Raw genomic sequence first — 17,442 nt, 5'->3', positions numbered from 1 at the left:
GGAAATATGATTGATTTAGTGGTTATAGGACATGGAACATATGCAAAAGATGTGAAGAAGGCGGTGAAATTCTTAGGTGGTGAACTAGAAGGCTTTCATACTTTAGATTGTGAAAAAGAAACTGAATTTGAACAATATAAGACTTCTTTGGAGGTTTTATTTCAAAAAGCCGGAAATAACATCTTGGTTTTAGCGGATATGATGGATGCTTTACCCTATCAAGCCGCAACGCAATTAGCGAAGGAATTAAGAACTTCTAAAAATATTGATGTGATTTCAGGTTTTAATTTGGGGATGGTTTTGCAAGCCAATGCTGCTAGAAGCTATGTATCCAATGTGCATGATTTAGCCATTCTAGCAAGTGATGTTGGTCATAAACAAATCTTTGATTATGATGAAACAAACAAGGATGAATAATTGATAGAGTTCTTATCTAAATATTTGTTTCAATTAAAAGCGATGGTCAAATTGTACCAACCTCTAATCGTTAGATTTTTGGTCTAACTTTGGGGGGTCACATCAGAATACTGAGGTGTTTTTCTATACATTGCTTTCAGATATAACCGGCACAAATGATTATTCAACGTTAAAAATACAAGAAACAATAGTGATGAATGTATTGAAGAACTAAATGGATAAATCCAATAATCTATGCAGATAGAATCATTTAGTTATTTGACAGTGGGATTGTTAAACAGTATAAAATTAGATAAATAAAAATAGGAGCGAAACCATGGAAATAAAAGAGGGCTATATGCCATTTAAAGACTATAAAACCTATTATCGTATGCTGGGAAATCCTAAAAAACCAACGATTGTTTTTTTACATGGTGGACCGGGATCCACACATAACTATTTTGAAGTACTCGACGGTTTAGCTGAAGAGGGATACTGTTTAGTGATGTATGACCAATTAGGTTGTGGCTTGTCTTATCTTGATCAACATCCGGAATTATGGACCATGGAAACTTGGTTAGAGGAATTAAAGGCTTTAAAAGATTATCTTCATTTAGAGGAGTTTCATTTATTAGGACAATCATGGGGTGGAATGTTAGCATTGGAATATGTACTGCATCATCAAGCAAAAGCGGTAAAATCCCTTATTTTATCAAGTACCTTAAGTTCCGCATCCCTTTGGGCAAGTGAACAACATCGTTGGATTCGTTATTTATCTATGGATGATCAAAAAGCAATTCAAGAAGCAGAAGAAAGTGGTGATTTTTCATCGCTGGACTATCAAAAAGCCAATGAACATTTTATGAAAGCCCATTGTGGCGATACAGCTAATTCCCCTTGGTCTTGTCTGCAAAGAGAGAAGAAAAGTGGTACAGAAAGCTATCTTGTGGCATGGGGTGAAAATGAATATTGCCCAACAGGAACTTTATCTCATTTTGAAGTTAGTGATGAATTACAAAAAATCCAAATGCCAACACTCATTATTTCCGGCACAGAAGATTTATGTTCACCACTCGTTGCTAAAACAATGTTCGATCAAATTTCTAACGCAAAATGGGAGTTAGTACCAGATGCCAGACATATGGTCTTTATGGATCAATGGGAACAATATCAAAAAATTATGAAGAACTGGTTAAGACAATTTTAAGGATTGCCTTTTCTTTTGGGAATAAAGCTTGGAGGTACTATGTTAAAAAATATACCGGTGATGGAACAACCAAGAGAAAAAGCACTTCAATATGGTCTTTCTTCCCTCAGTAACCGAGAATTGCTTGCATTACAGTTACGAACAGGCTATCGCCATCATTCTGCCTTAGAAGTGGCGGATGAAATCCTAGCTAGAGCCAATGGGATTAGTGGATTACCTCGTTTATCCAGACAAGAATTAATTCAAATCCCAGGCATTTCCCAAATCAAAGCTTTAGAGTTACTTTCCATCTTTGAGATTGTGCGTCGATCCAGCGTCGCTAATTTGCCAAGCTTACCGAGAATTCAACATCCTTCTATTCTGTTTGATTGGTTAAAGCAAGAAATTGGAACCAGTTTACAAGAAAAATTTCTAGTGGTTTTTTTAGCGAGTGATCAAAGAGTATTGAACTATAAAATACTTTTTGTGGGGACAATTAATGCTGCCATGGTCTTTCCACGGGAGATATTTAAAGAAGCTTTATTGTTAAATAGTCCAAACATTATTCTTGTGCATAATCATCCAAGTGGTAATTTAAAACCATCTCAAGAAGATATTTCTTTAACACGAAGAATTAAAGAGGCGGGACAACTCATGGGGGTAAAAGTGTTGGATCATATTATTGTGACACAAAGTAATTATTTTTCTTTTGTTCAAGAAGGAATTGAGTAGGTGATGTGTTAAAATAAACCTATGAAACAATGGAATAAAATTAAAGAATGGTTTGGTAGTGAAGGTAGTATTCGAAAACTAGTCATTGTTGTATTAGTGTTATTGATTGTATGGCTGTTTAATTCTACCAAGACCATTTGGTTAAGTCTTGTGAGAAGTGTATGGGCTATCTTAAAACCTTTTGTGTATGGCTTTTCGATTTCCTTTATCTTTGTTCATCCAATTCACTGGTTAGAAAAGAAAAAGGTACCGAAAAATATAGCCATTTTTTTGGTGTATGGAATCGTTCTTTTGGCTTTATTCCTTTTGATTGCCAATTTAATTCCGGTTTTAACCGTTCGTTTATCGGCTATGATTAATTCAATTATTTCGGCAGTGAATGAGCTATATATGCGCTATAGTCACTATCTGAAGAATGATAATGATACATTAGCGGCAGTGGTACGAACAGTTATTCGTCAATTATCTAGTCTACAAAACGTAGTGCCGGGTGTGACATCAGAATTACCATCGGTTTTTAATAAAACGATTTCCGGTGCGATTACTTTTATTTTCTCGCTTGTGATTAGTATTTTTATGTCATTTCAATGGAATTCCATTCAAGGAACTTTCGCAAAATATAGCCGAAAGATTAGTTCAACAGGACCGGAGGTGACCTTTGCGATTGCAAATGAAGTGCAAACCTATATTCACTCTTTATTGGTGTTAATGATTATTAAGATCATTGAGTATGCGATAGTGTATTCTCTATTTGGTCATCCGGATTGGTTTATTCTTTGTATTTTAACAGGCTTGGCTTTACTTGTACCATATCTTGGTCCAATGTTGGTGTATGGTTTAGCTATTCTAACAGCCGTGGGAATGCCCACAAGTCGCTTTACTTTTTTAATTATTGTCATATTGATTTTAGCGAATGTGGATGATTATGTTATATCGCCATTGGTTCATGCACGGAATACAGCGATAACACCACTATGGGTCTTATTCTCTATTATGGTTGGGAATACATTGTTTGGTATCATTGGTGTTATTATGGCTATTCCCGTTTATCTTGCTATCCATAAGTATTTGGAATTGCTGAAGTATAGAAAGGATAGTTGATATGTGGAAAAAGTTTAGAAATATGACTTTAGTACTGGTTTTGTGTGTTTCTTTAACGCTGAGTGCTTGCCAAGCAAAAAAGAAAAAGATTGCTTATACCATTTACCCGGTTGAATATCTGTTAAAAATGTTAGGACAGGAACATTTAGACATGGTTTCTATTCAGAAAGAGAAGGCTTTAAATGTGCAATCCAGTACACGTTCAAACGATACAAATACTATTTTAAGTCAAGTGGGCATTTATTTTCATATTGGTTCTTTAGAACCTTATGGGGCTGTTTTAAAAGAAGAATTAGAGTCGCAAAGCCATTTGAAGAAGATTGATTTAAGTAATGGGAATGCGGTCTATGAGTTTGGTCGCTATCGAACAGAGCTAAAAAATGGGAAAGAAGTAACACAGGTAGAAAGCTATTATGATGATTCTTCTTTTCAATTAGTCGATACGAATAAACGGGATTTAAATCTTTGGCTAGTTCCGATTACTATGTTATCCATGGCAAAAACCATTCATCAAAACTTAGAGGAACTCTATCCCGAGAATAAAAAACTATATGACCAACATTTAGCTTCCTTGGAATATGAGCTTATTAATTTAGATGCCAAGTACCAAGATTTAGCTAATCAACTAGTCAAAGAAAATAAGCGCATTGCGTTTGTGAGTGTTACGAGTAGTTTTGGGGCTTGGCAAAAAGCCTATGGTTTTGAGGTTTATCCTTTAGTTTTAAGCAAGTATGGGGTACTTCCAAATGAAGAGCAATTGGCTTTCATGGAGAAGAAGATTAAAGAAAATAAGGTACATTATATTGTCCATGAGGAGAATCTGAGTAAAGAAATGGAAATTTTATATCAGAGGGTGAAGGAAGATTTGGATTTAAAGGAAGTTTCTTTATCGAATCTTTCTTCAAAACCATCTGCTGATAAAAAGAAACAAAAGGACTATATTTCTGTTATGTATGAAAATTACAGTCATTTAGTAAATATAGTGGAAAGTAAGTAGGTATTGTATGAAGACATTATTGTTAGTTGATGGTAATTCTATGCTGTTTAGGGGTTATTATGCGACCATTTATGGTCAATCCATGAGCACTAGCTCCGGTTTGCCAACCAATGCGGTTTTTGCGTTTGCGACCATGCTACAAAAAGCTATGGAACAAATTCAACCGAATGCGGTATTAGTAGCTTTTGACGCCGGTAAACATACCTTTCGCCACGAACTTTATCCCGACTACAAAGGTGGTCGAAAACAGACGCCGGAGGATTTAGTACCACAATTCCAAATGGTGCGTGATTATTTAGATGCTTTTGGAATTCAATGGGTGGAAATGATGGATATTGAAGCCGATGATTTGCTTGGTTCTACAGCCAAACAAAATAATCTTTTTAAGAGTGTTATTCTATCTTCTGATAAGGACTTATTACAACTTGTGGATGATCAAACAACGGTCATGTTGATGAAAAAAGGTATTACTGAAATGGAAGAAATGACACCTGATTCGGTGAAAGAGATTATGGGTGTTACACCAAGTCAAATTATTGATTTAAAGGGATTAATGGGAGATAGTTCTGATAATATCCCCGGCATTGCTGGAGTTGGTCAAAAGACGGCGGTGAAGCTATTAGAGAAGTATGGAAGTGTTGAAGAAGTCTTGGCTCATCGTAACGAATTAAAAGGAGCCTTGCAAAAGAAAGTCATAGAAGGAGAAGCTTCTGCTCTTTTATCTAAGAAATTAGCGACGATAAAAACCGATGTGGAATTGCCATACGTTATTTCTGATTTAAACTTTAAGCCAACTTACCATAAATTAGTTCAATTCTTAGAAACATTAGAAATGCGCCAATTAGTACGCCATTATAGTTCAATAATGGATAATGAAAGCATTATAGGAAAAGAAGAAATGAGTGTTAAGGTTGTTCATCAGTTACCACTAGGCTTCTTCCGGCAAGACTTATGGTTGGTAGTCGATGAAGATCAGGCTATCTTTAATGATGCTAAGGTGTATGGCTTGGCCTTTGCGAATCAACAAGAATGTCTATATATTAGTCTGAAGGATTATTTAAAGGATGCTTCCTATCCAAAAGTATGGAATGAAACAAATTATCGTCGAACCACGTATGACATTAAACGAAATTCCCATTTATTAGAGAGAAATGGTATTCATTTAAACTTTAGTGATGATGTCATGATTTATGCCTCCTTAGTAGAGTCAACGATTACTAGTTTTAAGAAGTTAAAAGAAAAGACAGATTGGCAAGAAACGCTTCGTTATGAAGATGTTTATAAGAAGGAAAAATTGATTGAAAAAGAACAGGCTGCTTACTGCGCTTCTCTTCTACAAAATTTCATTCGCATTGATCAAGACTTTTACCCAAAGCTAGAAGAAATGAACTTAAATGATTTGTATCGAAAGATAGAATTACCTTTAGCACTTATCTTAAAAAATATGGAACAAGAAGGAATTCGTTGTGATGAAGAGGTCTTAAATCGCATTGCTGAAGATACCTTGGCAAAAATACAAGAGTTAGAGAAATCTATTTATGAAATAGCCGGTCATGCATTCAATCTGAATTCGCCAAAGCAATTGGCGGTTGTTCTATACGACGAATTGGCTATTTTAAGAGGAAAGAAACGGTCAACAGCAGCTGGTGAATTGGAAAAAGTACAGGGTCTATACCCAGTGATTGATGATATTTTAGCTTATCGAAAATATTCTAAATTATATAGTACTTACGCTGAGGGTTTAAAGAAGTATATCCAAGCTGATGGTAAAATTCATACTGTGTATAATCAAGCGGCTACACAAACAGGGCGTTTATCTTCATCGGAACCAAACTTACAAAATATTTCCATCCGTGATGAAGAAGGCAAAGAAATTCGCAAAGCTTTCTTAGCTCAAGAAAATTGTGTTTTAATTTCTTCTGATTATCACCAAGTAGAATTGAGAATTTTAGCTCATATGGCTAAAGTACCAAATTTAATCAAAGCTTTCCAAAACAACATTGATATTCACTCACAAACTGCCATGGATTTATTTGATTGTGCCTTAGAAGAAGTGACACCAATTCAACGTCGACAAGCTAAGACAGTAAACTTTGGGATTGTTTATGGTATTAGTGACTTTGGTTTAGCTACTCAACTAGGTGTCAGTCGTTTTGAGGCAAGGGATTTCATTGAAAAGTATTACCGTGTTTATCCGGAAATTAAATCATATATGGATGGACTCATTCATTTTTGCAAGGAAAAGGGCTATGTGGAAACACTGTGCCATAGACGAAGAGAAATCCCGGAAATCCATGATAAAAACAAACAAATTCAAGCTTTTGGTGAAAGGGCGGCGATGAATGCACCCATTCAAGGAACAGCAGCTGATTTAATTAAATTAGCGATGATTCAGCTGTGTAAGATGATGGATGAAAAACAATTAAAATCAAAGATGATTTTACAAGTACACGATGAATTAATCTTCAATGTACCAAGGCAAGAAATAGAAGAAATGAAAAAGATTATCCAAAAGGGAATGGAAGAAGCGATGCACTTGGATGTGCCATTAACTTCAGAAATCTCTATTGGTCAAACTTGGTATGAGGCGAAGTAATGCCGGAATTACCAGAAGTTGAAACGGTTATTCGCACTCTTGACCAACAAATCGCCCGGCGCAGAATAGAGGCTATTCAGGTGTATTATGATAAGGTTGTCGGTCATCCTAAAAGCTTCATTGATACTTTTACAGGGCAACACTTTTGTTCCTTTTCAAGAAGAGGAAAGTATCTCTTACTTGGAATGGATAAAAACACGTTGGTGGTTCATTTGCGGATGGAGGGAAAGTTCTATATTCAAGATCCAAGTGTCCCTTTAAATCGTCACATTCATGTGGTCTTTTCTTTAGATAACGGTATGGAATTGCGCTACATGGATACTCGTAAATTTGGACGCATGGAAATATTACCCAAAGATTTTGACTTAAGAAGTTTCCATGGTTTAGGTCCAGAACCATTCGCTGATGAATTTAATGGAGACTATGTGTATTCCTTTTTAAAAAAGAAAAAAGCAGCTATCAAGTCAGTATTATTAGACCAAAGCTTTGTGGCTGGTATTGGTAATATCTATGCTGATGAAGTTTTAGCTAAGATTGGTGTACGACCAAAAATGAGGGCTTGTCGTTTATCAAAAAAGAAATGTGCTGAATTGGTGATGGCCATTCAAGAAATACTTTCCGGAGCCATTGAACTAGGTGGTACAACCATTCGTTCCTATACTTCTTCTTTAGGTGTAACAGGTCTTTTCCAAACTGAATGTGCAGTTCATATGCAAAAGATATGTCCAAAGTGTCAAGCTGAAATTAAAGCGGTACGAGTTGGTGGACGCTCAAGCTATTATTGTCCACATTGTCAGAAGTCATGAAAAAAGTAGGAATAACAGGCACAATTGCGGCTGGAAAAAGTACGGTTGCTAAAATATTAAGGTTAAAAGGATTTCCGGTTTTTAATGCGGATCAATATGCCCACTTGGTATATCTTCCGAAAAGTGAAGTTTATGAAAATCTTTTAAGGGTTTTGGGGGAAGACGTTTTTGATGCTTTTAAACAAATTAATAAACAAAAAGTGGCACAGAAGATTTTTAAAGATGACATATTAAAAAAAGAGGTAGAAGCAATCATTCATCCTTTTGTGAAAGAAGGAATGTTGAAATTCTTTACTAGAAATCAAGAGAAAGATTTACTCTTTGCGGAAGTGCCATTATTGTACCAAGCGGGATGGCAAGATTGCTTTGATTATGTCATGATTGTGGATGCTTCAAAAGAGGAAGTCATCAAACGTATGATACAAGAGCGTCATTATACAAAGGAAGAAGCGAATCAGCGTTATCTTCTTCAGAAACAAGCTTTTCCTAAGAATGAAACAACGATTTATATTCAAAATAATGGTCGTAAAGAGGACTTGGTTCATCAAGTGAATAAGGTTTTAAGAAAGCTTAGAAAGGAAAGTTATGGAGATTCAACACCAACAAAATTTTAAATTAAAAGTTGATTTTGAAAAAAGTGAATCAGATGACTTTTCTTTGCGTTTTTTCTATGGTCCTTTATTGGAAAATTCCTTAGCGCTTTATGAAACTTTATATGCGTTTAAGCTATTGAATAAACCATTATTTTCCTTTGGCTTTTTAATGGCTTTTTCAAAGGTGGATGTCTATGCTATGGACAAGACCTTAGCGAAATTAGAACAGTATTCTTTGTTGCGTATTTATGAATCTAAGGACGGATCGTATTTATTGGAATTATTGAGACCTTTGTATCCAAGTGAATTTTTGAAAGAAAAAGTGTTCGTGGATGATCTGAAGTGGCATTTAGCAGAAGATAAATATCAAGAATTGATGGTCAGTGTTCCTTATCAAACTATTTCTTTAGATGGCTATCAAGAAATCACGCGTATTTCTTCTCATCCATTTCAGCTTGAGAAAGAAGCGGTGAAGAAAGAAAACCCTCTTATTCCAAAAAATATAGCGGCGTATATGAATCGGGTTAAACCATTGATTTTTCCTATCCAATGGCGGACAAAAAAAGTATTAGAAGCATTATCCGTTATTCAAAATGGTTTTCAATTTAACTATAAAGAATTGGATAAATTAGTGAATCAGGCAACCCATCGTTATGATGAAGAAGATAAGATAATCCGTCATTTGTATCAATCTGCTAATCATTTCGATGCGCCGAAAAAGACTTACAATCATCTTTATGAATTAGCACCAGTTGCTTTTTATCGTGAACTGCAACGACGCCAACCAAATTCTGTTGAAAAGGATGTTATTATTCAATTTGTGAAAGAAATGCAGGCATCCAATGAAGTGATGAATACGATTATCGAGTGGGTTATCGGACAAATTCAGGACTTAAATCTAAAGTATTTATTGAAAGTGGGTACTTCTGCCTTAAATCGTCATTTAGAAAAAAGAGAGGATATTCTAGCTTATTTAAATCAGAAGAAAGAAAAGCCTATTCCAAAGCGCCCAGAAAAGGTTGTTTTCCAAGCGAAACACTTAAAAGAGGAAAAAGTAGAAGAAGATACCAATTTTGATATTGAAACACTTAAGAAACAATTGGAAAGGGGGAAGTTTTAATGAATTATGATTTCTTAGCCTTGGAAAAGGATAAAAAAAGTCAGGAAAACTATGAAAAAGAAGCGAAGAAGTTAGCGAATTCTTTAAAACAAGATTATGTTTTAATACAATACCTTCAATCCAAACAAATTCCCTTGTCTTGCATTGATCAATATCCTTTCCGTCTTGCAAGATGGCGTAAGAATTATGAACCTTGTGTCCATTGTTCTGGTTTGCAAGCTTGTGGGCAAAAGAAATGTGGTTTTTATGAAGGGATTCAAGTAAATGAACATTTTGAGACGATATTAGAAGCTTGCACTTATAAACGAAAAGAAAGGGAAGAAAAATCTCATTTATCTTATTATACATACAGTGAATTGGCTCCTGAATTTCAAAAGGCTTCTTTCCATGCAATTGATATGGAAAAGGAAGCGAAAACATATTTACGTGTTGTTAGTCAAGTCATGCGGTCTTCTTATGAAAATGAGGGTTTATTTATAGAAGGTAGTTTAGGTTCGGGCAAGACTTACTTAGCTGCTTGTGCTTGTAATTCGCATGCTCAGAAAAAGGAATATGTCAGTTTTGTGCATATGCCAAGCTTTATGCAAAAGATGATGTCTTTGATGAAGGATGGTGAATTTAATCTTTATTTAAATCGAGTGAAGAAGGTTGAATTTTTAGTTTTAGATGATATTGGTGCAGAAGCAATCAACGCCTGGGGTCGAGATACGATTCTATTACCAATCTTAATGTATCGATATGATCACCATTTATGCACTTGGTTTACCTCCAATTTAGATTTTGAAGAATTAGAAAAGAAATATTCACAGACTTTTGCTCTGGAAGATAAGATGGCTGGGGCAAGAATTGTGGAAAGAATGAAAGCTTTAGCGCAATCTATTCTATTATCAGGAAAAGATAGACGTATTAAAGGCTAAAGTGTGTTAAAATGGAAAAGTTTTCAGGGGGATAAAATATGGTTAGAAAAATCGGTGTTTTAACTTCCGGGGGAGATGCACCTGGAATGAACGCTGCCATTCGTGCTGTCACTCGCTTATCCTTGAACAAAGGAGTAGAGGTGGTCGGTATCTCGAATGGATATTATGGCTTATTAAATGAACAATTCCGTCCTCTAGCCAGAACGGATGTGTCAGACATCTTGAATCGTGGGGGAACGACTTTAGGCTCGGCTCGTTTGCCAGAGTTTAAAGATGAAGAGATTCAAGATAAGTGTGTTGCTAATCTTAAGAAACAAGGTATTGATGCCTTGGTCGTTGTCGGTGGGGATGGTTCTTATCGTGGGGCTTTAGCTTTAACGAAGAAAGGAATTAATTGCATTGGCTTACCGGGAACGATTGATAATGACATTTCTGGTACGGATTTTACGATTGGCTTTGATACGGCTTTACAGACCTGCGTTGAAAACGTGGATAAGTTAAGGGATACTTCTTCTTCTCATCATCGTTGTTCCTTGGTAGAAGTGATGGGTAATCATTGTGGTGATTTGGCTTTATATACGGCACTTGCTTGTGGAGCTGAGATTGTGATTAGTCCTGAAACAGGATTTGATGAAACAGAAATTTTAGAACGTTTGCGTTATTTAGGATCGGCTGTTCATAAGAACCATGCGATTGTGATTATTTCGGAAAAGGTGGCAGATGTGGAAGCCTTGGCTAAGAAAGTAACGTTAAATACAGACTTCTCTGGTCGTGCTACGGTTTTAGGTCATATTCAAAGAGGTGGAACACCAAGTCCAACGGATCGTATGTTGGCATCACGCATGGGTGAAAAAGCAGTGGATTTACTTATGCAAGGAATTGGGGGTCATTGCGTGGGTATTATTGATAATGCAATCACATCACTACCAATTGAAAAAGCTTTGGAGCTACCTCGTAAGAGTCGCAAAGCATTATATCGTTTGTTTGATCGTTTAGTATAAAAAAGGGGGACATGATGGAAAACAAGCATTTATTTAAAAAGACTAAGGTGATTTGCACCATGGGTCCGGCATCAGAATCAGAAGAAAAGCTAAAGGGATTGGCTTATGCGGGCATGAATATTGCTCGTATGAATTTCTCTCATGGTACACATGAAGAACATAAGGCTCGTATGGAGGCGGTTCGTCGTGTTTCTCAAGAAACAGGTATTACTTTAGCAATTGCTTTGGATACAAAAGGTCCGGAAATTCGTTTAGGTAATTTTGCGAATGATTCGGAACAATATGAAATTGGTGAAATTGTTACTTTAGTAAAGGAAGAAATGTTAGGAACACATGATCGTTTCCATATTCAGGTTCCTGAATTATTTGAAGATTTAAAAGCAGGAAATATGATTTTAATTAATGATGGAAAGATGAGTTTAACTGTTTTGGATAACAATGGTTCGGAAATAAAAGCTTGTGTGGAAGTGGCCGGTCCAATTAGTTCTCACAAAGGTTGTAATGTGCCTGGTGTTAAGCTATCGATGCCATTTATTTCAGAAAAGGATGAAGCGGATTTACGTTTTGGTTGTCAAATGGATGTTGACTTTATCTTCGCATCGTTTGTTCGCCGCAAGGAAGATGTGGAAGCGATTCGTGCTATCTTATTGGAAGAAGGTAAGCCAAACATTAATATTATTGCTAAGATTGAGAACCAGGAAGGTTATGATAATGTGGATTCTATCCTGGAAGTAGCGGATGGTGTCATGGTTGCTCGTGGTGATTTAGGTGTTGAAATTTCTACGAAGTTAGTGCCTATTTATCAAAAGCACATCATTGAAAGAGCGAATGTGATTGGTAAACCGGCCATTACAGCAACGCATATGTTGGATTCTATGACGGCTAATCCTCGCTGTACACGTGCTGAAGCCTCGGACGTATGTAATGCGGTTTTAGATGGTTCGGATGGGGTGATGTTGTCAGCTGAATCAGCAGCCGGTGCTTATCCGATTGAAGCTTGTACAACGATGTCGGAAATTGCTGAAGAAGCAGAGCTGGTTATCAACTATGCGTCTCGTTTGGAATGGTTAAAGAATTCTTCACAAAAGACAGTGCAAGATGCGGTATCCATTGCGATTTCGGATGCGACATTAACATTGGATAATATTGCGGCGATTGTGGTCTTTACTCAAGGTGGTACAACCGCTCGTCGTATTTCCAAATTCCGTCCGGCTGTCCCAGTTCTTGCTGTTACTTTCAGGGAAGATGTACAACGTAGATTGTTAGCGTATTGGGGTGTTATTCCCGTCTTATCTAAGGTGCAAAACCAATTAACAAATGACGATGAATTAGCATCAGATTTTGCGAAGAAGTTTGGGGTTAAGCCTGGTCAACAAATCATTATTTCGGCAGGCTATCCGACGGGCGAGGGTTCTGCAAATATGATGAAGATTATTACTGTTAAATAGATTTCATTCATTTTGCTTATTGGTAAGTGCTTATCAATAAGCTTTTTATTGGCAAAAATAAGGTATTTCTCATTTGCTGGAAATATAAGGAAAGAAAGCTATATATAAAATATTCAGTAAAAAATAAATATAGATTAAAAAAGTCCTTAAAATAAGGACTTTCAAAAATATTAAAGCGCAGGAACAGGGATTTGAACCCTGGCACCGTGTTATCGATCTACAAGCTTTCCAAGCCTGCCCCTTCAACCACTTGGGTATTCCTGCAATGCCTTTCCATTTTACTATATCGAAACAAAAAAGCAAGAAAAATAAAGCGAATTCCTGCTATATTAGCCTAGAAATTTATGGCGGTTATGATAAAATCGTATAGGAATAATACCGAATCATACAGGAGTAAAGATGAATATAAAAATTAACATTAAAACGCTCATTATAACTTTTTTGTCTGCTATTTTTTGTGGGCTAAGCATCAATCTTTATCTAAAAGCAGGTATTGGTAGTGATTGTATTACCGTATTTGAAGATGGTTTGCATCATACATTGGGAATATCAGTAGGTTGGGCTTCTATTTTATATAGTTGCGTATTCATTACGTTAGCCTATCTATTTGCAAGGAGGTATTTAGGTCTATCTTCTATTCTTTTTTCCATATTGGTTGGTCCGGCAATTGATTGGCTTCAACCTTGTATGAATTTATTACCTAATTCAAATTATCTTTTTGTCCAAATCTTACTTGTTTTATTAGCTATTTTCTTTATTGCTTTATCCGCCAGTTTACTCATACTAGAAGAAAATGGAATGAATCCCTACGATTCTGTTGCCACAGCATTATCACTTCATTTCAATTTACCATATAAACTTATCCGAACCATGATGGATTTTCTTTTATTCCTAATCGGTTGGGCGTTGGGTGGTCGAGTTGGTTTAGGGACGATTGTTGCTTCTCTTTTAACTAGTAGTATGATTTCTTTCCTTGTCCACCGATTCCAAAGTTTTCAAAAAAAGATTGGTGCTTAATTCCGCTAATCTTTTTCTATATATAGAGATAATAATTCCTTAACTCTGGATTGAATGATTTCAATAACTTCCAAAGGAGAAATTACCTTCAAATAAGAGCTTTGTTGCATTAGCCAAGCAATCAAAGGAGGACTAATCGCTGTTTTAACAGCAATTCGATATATCTCCGGACGAGGACTTTTTAAGATAGTTATTTTCTCAAAACGTTCATATAAATCGGTGATAAAGGGATTGGCTTCTTTTATCTTTAATTCCAATTGAAGAGTCTGTTTCAATCCTTTGTACATATTAAAATTACTTTCCAGATATTCTTCTAAAAAGAACGGTTTTAAAATGGCTTCTTTTTCTAAGACCTGTAAATGAAGCACTTTATCCAAACGATAATTACGAATTTCTTTTTCCGGTTCATAATAGCCAATCAAATAATAATGATTATTTTGAATATGCAAGGCATAGGGGCTAAGTCGATATAGTTGCCCATTATGACGAGTAATAACATGGTGATAAATATCGTAATCAAAGTAATGAAATTGTAGCTGTTGTTGTGATTGGATAGCGTTTAAGCAAGTATCCAACAGATTCGCCACTTGTGTTCTTTGCCTTGAATTAGAAATAAAAGGTAGAAATTGAATAGAACTTTGTTGAAATAAGAAGTCCTCTATTCTTTCACGCCGTTTATCCACGAACATATTGGATTGTCTAAGGGAATGAACCAATAAGAAAGTTTCCCCAGGGTGTAAGAAAGGTTTTAGATAATAACCTTGTTTTTCTCCTTTTTTATCATAAATGATTTGATATCCTTGTTCCTTTAAGATATTTAAGTATTTACGAATGGTTTTATCACTAATTTCGGGATAGCCTTTTAAATTCAAGATAGAGATGATTTCAACCATGGATAACTTATGATTAGAACAATTCGCTTCTTGTTGAAAAATCTCTAATAACGCAAATGATAATTGACTATACTGTAATGAATTCTTCATACCATAATTATAAGCAAGAGGAAAATATTTTCCTAGTGATTAAGAAAATTCTGTCTACTATAAAAGTACAGAAGGAGATAGAAGGATGAATACAAAAAATCAATATCGTTTGGATCAAGTTATATTTTGGATGAGTGCCACATTTTATTTAAATGGGGAGTTATTTCTCTTTGGATTATGTTTAACTTATTTATTCTTTCAAACCATAGAAAAAATGAATGAACATTTCTCCATTGCAAGAATGGTATGTCTATGTTCTTTATCCTTTTTAATGATTTATTTGAGATTATCGCTTAGCCCGATTTTCTGGATTTGGATAGTTTTACATAGTGCATGGCTAGAAAGTTACCAAAGAGAAGATTTCTACTTCTATTTTCCATTCTATATAGGCTTTGTGCTATTAGCACTAATCTTTAAAGGAATGGATGGAACTATGGCATGGATTCATTTGTTCTTCTTACCGGGTTTACTAATTTCAAGTGTTCGTAAATCTATATTAAAAGGAAAGACACAAAAGCCATTAACGATGACTTTCTAGCATTTCTTTCATAGCCATTCAATGTTTTATGGATAAAATAAGAAACCACCTGTAAAATAGGTGGTTATGATTTGATTGAAAGGGTTTAAAGAATGAAGAATATGGATGTTACCAAAAAGCGTCCTACTTTTGAAGCATTAATTTTGATAATTCTTCACTAAATTGAGCTGGATTATCAATCGGTAAGCCTTGTAATAATAAAGCTTGATGATAAAGAAGAGAAGTGTAGGTAGATAGACTTTCTTCCGGTAAGGACTGAAGTTGTTTGAAGATTGGGTGCTTTGGATTGATTTCAAGAATTTTGGTGGCTTTAGGATTCATATCTTTGACCAATGGATCCTTAGCTAAATATTGTTCCATTTCTAATGAAACACCATCTTCTGCTACTAAACAAACCGGTTGATCCACCAAGCGAGAAGAAATACGCACTTCTTTGACCTTATCGTTTAGACAATCTTTCATCTTAGAAAGAAGGTCTTTGTTGTCTTGACTGATTTTTTCCTTTTCTTTCTTCTCTTCTTCGCTATCCAAATCTAAGTCTGCTTTGGTGATGGATATAAATTCCTTATCGGCATAGCTATGAATGAAGTTCAAGACAAACTCATCACGTTCATCCAATAGATAAATGACTTCTAAACCTTTTTCTTCTAATTTTTTCATAACTGGAAGAGTTTGAATTTCTTCCTCTGATTTACCGGCTGCGTAATAAATGGCTTTTTGGTCTTCTTTCATACGACTCACATATTCTTGTAGAGATGAATAGGATTGTTGACTGGTTTTGAAAAGAAGTAGATCTTGAAGCTCATTTTTCTTCATACCGTAGTTTTGTAAAATACCAAATTTTAGGGTTAAACCAAAGTCATCAAAGAATTTTTCATAACCGGAGCGCTCTTCCTTCATAAAGTCTTCTAAGGCAGAATGAATTTTCTTTTCAATGGACTTGGAAAGGGCTCTTACTTGATGGTCTTGTTGTAGAATCTCACGAGAGATATTCAAGCTTAAATCATCGCAATCAATGATACCTTGCACAAAACGATAGCTTTCTGGAAGTAAATCTTTCGCTTTATCTAAGATAAAGACAGACTTGGCATACAACTGTAAACCAGGTTGGTATTCTTGGTAATAATAGTTATAAGGTGCTTTGGAAGGAATAAAAAGTAGAGCAGAATAAGAAATAGCCCCTTCTACTTGATAATGAATCACCCTAGCGGGTTTATTGAAATCATTGAATTTAGATTGATAGAAAGAAGCGTATTCTTCTTCGCTGATTTCTTTTTTGTTCTTTTTCCATAATGGGATTTGGGAGTTAAGCGTTTCCCATTCTTTGGTAGAAATAGTCTTTTCTTTATCCGTTGGATCAGGGATAGAATGTATTTTTTCCATTTGAATTGGATAACGAACGTAATCAGAATATTTCTTGACAAGGTTTTCAAGTGTGTATTCTTCTAAGAATTCATCGTAATTTTCTTCTTCTGTATTGTCTTTGAGTTTTAAGATAATCTTTGTTCCAAAATGGTCTAAAGAGCTTTCTTCAATAGAGTAACCACTTTCTCCTTTACTGTGCCAACGATGAGCCATTTCTTCACCAACTTTTTTAGAAATTACCTGTACATCTTGACTGACAATAAAGGCAGAATAAAAGCCAACTCCAAACTGTCCAATAATATCAATAGTATCATTTGGTTCTTCCATTTCTTGCTTGAAATCCAAAGAGCCGCTTTTCGCAATGGTTCCCAGGTTTTTATCTAATTCATCAGCGCTCATCCCTAAACCTTGGTCTTCAACAATTAAGGTTCTTTCTTCTTTGTTAGGGAATAATTGAATTTTTAAATCACTTGGATTTAAGGATTCATTTTTCTCAGTAAGGGATTGATAGTAGCGTTTATCCATTGCATCCGATGCATTACTAATCAATTCTCTTAAAAAGACTTCCTTATTGGTATAGATAGAATGAATCATCAAATCCAAAATTCTTTTTGACTCTGTTTTAAATTGTTTCATATAACCTCCT

General features: G+C 35.3%; 16 protein-coding genes and 1 tRNA gene. 14 read left to right on the top strand and 3 right to left on the bottom strand.

All coding sequences use genetic code 11. The features are described from left to right. Positions 1-6 precede the first annotated feature (6 nt). The 12 genes from K7I92_RS01295 (at position 7) to pyk (ending at position 12,893) form a co-directional block, all read left to right on the top strand. Positions 7-417 (top strand): PTS sugar transporter subunit IIA, encoded by a 411-nt coding sequence (locus tag K7I92_RS01295; RefSeq protein WP_203245456.1) that lies wholly within the window; start codon positions 7-9, stop codon positions 415-417. A gap of 316 nt (positions 418-733) precedes the next feature. After that, the gene (gene pepI, locus K7I92_RS01290; protein WP_220281734.1) at positions 734-1,603 is read left to right on the top strand and encodes a proline iminopeptidase; all 870 of its coding nucleotides are present in this window, start codon (positions 734-736) and stop codon (positions 1,601-1,603) included. Between the two features lie 39 nt (positions 1,604-1,642). Beyond that, positions 1,643-2,314 carry a DNA repair protein RadC gene (gene radC, locus K7I92_RS01285; protein WP_203245459.1) on the top strand — a complete coding sequence of 224 codons (672 nt, stop codon included), beginning with the start codon at positions 1,643-1,645 and terminating at the stop codon, positions 2,312-2,314. 21 nt (positions 2,315-2,335) lie between these two features. Next, positions 2,336-3,415: an AI-2E family transporter gene (locus K7I92_RS01280; protein WP_203245460.1), complete on the top strand. Its 1,080-nt coding sequence runs from the start codon at positions 2,336-2,338 to the stop codon at positions 3,413-3,415. Position 3,416: 1 nt separating this feature from the next. Next, positions 3,417-4,412, top strand: a complete 996-nt coding sequence (locus tag K7I92_RS01275) for a metal ABC transporter solute-binding protein, Zn/Mn family (protein ID WP_203245461.1) — start codon at positions 3,417-3,419, stop codon at positions 4,410-4,412. A gap of 7 nt (positions 4,413-4,419) precedes the next feature. After that, complete coding sequence (polA, locus tag K7I92_RS01270; RefSeq protein ID WP_220281733.1) at positions 4,420-7,008, top strand: DNA polymerase I; 2,589 nt, start codon at positions 4,420-4,422, stop codon at positions 7,006-7,008. Further along, positions 7,008-7,814 carry a bifunctional DNA-formamidopyrimidine glycosylase/DNA-(apurinic or apyrimidinic site) lyase gene (gene mutM / locus K7I92_RS01265; protein WP_220281732.1) on the top strand — a complete coding sequence of 269 codons (807 nt, stop codon included), beginning with the start codon at positions 7,008-7,010 and terminating at the stop codon, positions 7,812-7,814. Before polA ends, mutM begins: the two co-directional genes overlap by 1 nt. Then, complete coding sequence (gene coaE, locus K7I92_RS01260) at positions 7,811-8,428, top strand: dephospho-CoA kinase (RefSeq protein WP_220281731.1); 618 nt, start codon at positions 7,811-7,813, stop codon at positions 8,426-8,428. Before mutM ends, coaE begins: the two co-directional genes overlap by 4 nt. Then, a complete protein-coding gene (locus tag K7I92_RS01255) occupies positions 8,400-9,527 on the top strand; it encodes a hypothetical protein (protein WP_203245465.1) in 1,128 nt (375 codons plus the stop codon). The genes coaE and K7I92_RS01255 overlap by 29 nt, the downstream gene beginning before the upstream one ends. After that, positions 9,527-10,444: an ATP-binding protein gene (locus K7I92_RS01250; protein WP_220281730.1), complete on the top strand. Its 918-nt coding sequence runs from the start codon at positions 9,527-9,529 to the stop codon at positions 10,442-10,444. Before K7I92_RS01255 ends, K7I92_RS01250 begins: the two co-directional genes overlap by 1 nt. A gap of 38 nt (positions 10,445-10,482) precedes the next feature. Beyond that, positions 10,483-11,445: a 6-phosphofructokinase gene (pfkA, locus tag K7I92_RS01245; RefSeq protein WP_203245467.1), complete on the top strand. Its 963-nt coding sequence runs from the start codon at positions 10,483-10,485 to the stop codon at positions 11,443-11,445. A gap of 11 nt (positions 11,446-11,456) precedes the next feature. Continuing rightward, complete coding sequence (pyk, locus tag K7I92_RS01240; RefSeq protein ID WP_222150633.1) at positions 11,457-12,893, top strand: pyruvate kinase; 1,437 nt, start codon at positions 11,457-11,459, stop codon at positions 12,891-12,893. A gap of 176 nt (positions 12,894-13,069) precedes the next feature. Here pyk and K7I92_RS01235 read toward each other — a convergent pair. After that, positions 13,070-13,157, bottom strand: a tRNA-Ser gene (locus K7I92_RS01235). A 135-nt stretch (positions 13,158-13,292) separates the two neighbouring features. On the opposite strand from K7I92_RS01235, the gene K7I92_RS01230 reads away from it, so the two are divergent. Then, a complete protein-coding gene (locus K7I92_RS01230) occupies positions 13,293-13,910 on the top strand; it encodes a YitT family protein (RefSeq protein ID WP_203245469.1) in 618 nt (205 codons plus the stop codon). A gap of 5 nt (positions 13,911-13,915) precedes the next feature. Here the strand turns inward: K7I92_RS01230 and K7I92_RS01225 are convergent, their stop codons facing one another. Next, a complete protein-coding gene (locus K7I92_RS01225) occupies positions 13,916-14,893 on the bottom strand; it encodes a YafY family protein (protein WP_220281728.1) in 978 nt (325 codons plus the stop codon). An 85-nt stretch (positions 14,894-14,978) separates the two neighbouring features. Here K7I92_RS01225 and K7I92_RS01220 point away from each other — a divergent pair, with 85 nt between their 5' ends. Continuing rightward, positions 14,979-15,431, top strand: a complete 453-nt coding sequence (locus K7I92_RS01220) for a hypothetical protein (RefSeq protein WP_220281727.1) — start codon at positions 14,979-14,981, stop codon at positions 15,429-15,431. A 123-nt stretch (positions 15,432-15,554) separates the two neighbouring features. Here the strand turns inward: K7I92_RS01220 and htpG are convergent, their stop codons facing one another. Beyond that, positions 15,555-17,432 carry a molecular chaperone HtpG gene (gene htpG / locus K7I92_RS01215; protein WP_203245472.1) on the bottom strand — a complete coding sequence of 626 codons (1,878 nt, stop codon included), beginning with the start codon at positions 17,430-17,432 and terminating at the stop codon, positions 15,555-15,557. Positions 17,433-17,442: the final 10 nt, after the last annotated feature.

This window comes from Bulleidia sp. zg-1013 (assembly GCF_019798045.1).
In the GTDB taxonomy this organism is placed as follows: Bacteria; Bacillota_I; Bacilli_A; order Erysipelotrichales; family Erysipelotrichaceae; genus Bulleidia.
Note: the sequence above shows the minus strand (reverse complement) of the source record. Positions and strands in the feature narration are given on the sequence as shown.

Coding starts and splice junctions, on each gene's coding strand:
- K7I92_RS01295 (WP_203245456.1), top strand. CDS start 7: ATGATTGATTTAGTGGTTATAGGACATGGAACATATGCAAAAGATGTG.
- pepI (WP_220281734.1), top strand. CDS start 734: ATGGAAATAAAAGAGGGCTATATGCCATTTAAAGACTATAAAACCTAT.
- radC (WP_203245459.1), top strand. CDS start 1,643: ATGTTAAAAAATATACCGGTGATGGAACAACCAAGAGAAAAAGCACTT.
- K7I92_RS01280 (WP_203245460.1), top strand. CDS start 2,336: ATGAAACAATGGAATAAAATTAAAGAATGGTTTGGTAGTGAAGGTAGT.
- K7I92_RS01275 (WP_203245461.1), top strand. CDS start 3,417: ATGTGGAAAAAGTTTAGAAATATGACTTTAGTACTGGTTTTGTGTGTT.
- polA (WP_220281733.1), top strand. CDS start 4,420: ATGAAGACATTATTGTTAGTTGATGGTAATTCTATGCTGTTTAGGGGT.
- mutM (WP_220281732.1), top strand. CDS start 7,008: ATGCCGGAATTACCAGAAGTTGAAACGGTTATTCGCACTCTTGACCAA.
- coaE (WP_220281731.1), top strand. CDS start 7,811: ATGAAAAAAGTAGGAATAACAGGCACAATTGCGGCTGGAAAAAGTACG.
- K7I92_RS01255 (WP_203245465.1), top strand. CDS start 8,400: ATGGAGATTCAACACCAACAAAATTTTAAATTAAAAGTTGATTTTGAA.
- K7I92_RS01250 (WP_220281730.1), top strand. CDS start 9,527: ATGAATTATGATTTCTTAGCCTTGGAAAAGGATAAAAAAAGTCAGGAA.
- pfkA (WP_203245467.1), top strand. CDS start 10,483: ATGGTTAGAAAAATCGGTGTTTTAACTTCCGGGGGAGATGCACCTGGA.
- pyk (WP_222150633.1), top strand. CDS start 11,457: ATGATGGAAAACAAGCATTTATTTAAAAAGACTAAGGTGATTTGCACC.
- K7I92_RS01230 (WP_203245469.1), top strand. CDS start 13,293: ATGAATATAAAAATTAACATTAAAACGCTCATTATAACTTTTTTGTCT.
- K7I92_RS01225 (WP_220281728.1), bottom strand. CDS start 14,893: ATGAAGAATTCATTACAGTATAGTCAATTATCATTTGCGTTATTAGAG.
- K7I92_RS01220 (WP_220281727.1), top strand. CDS start 14,979: ATGAATACAAAAAATCAATATCGTTTGGATCAAGTTATATTTTGGATG.
- htpG (WP_203245472.1), bottom strand. CDS start 17,432: ATGAAACAATTTAAAACAGAGTCAAAAAGAATTTTGGATTTGATGATT.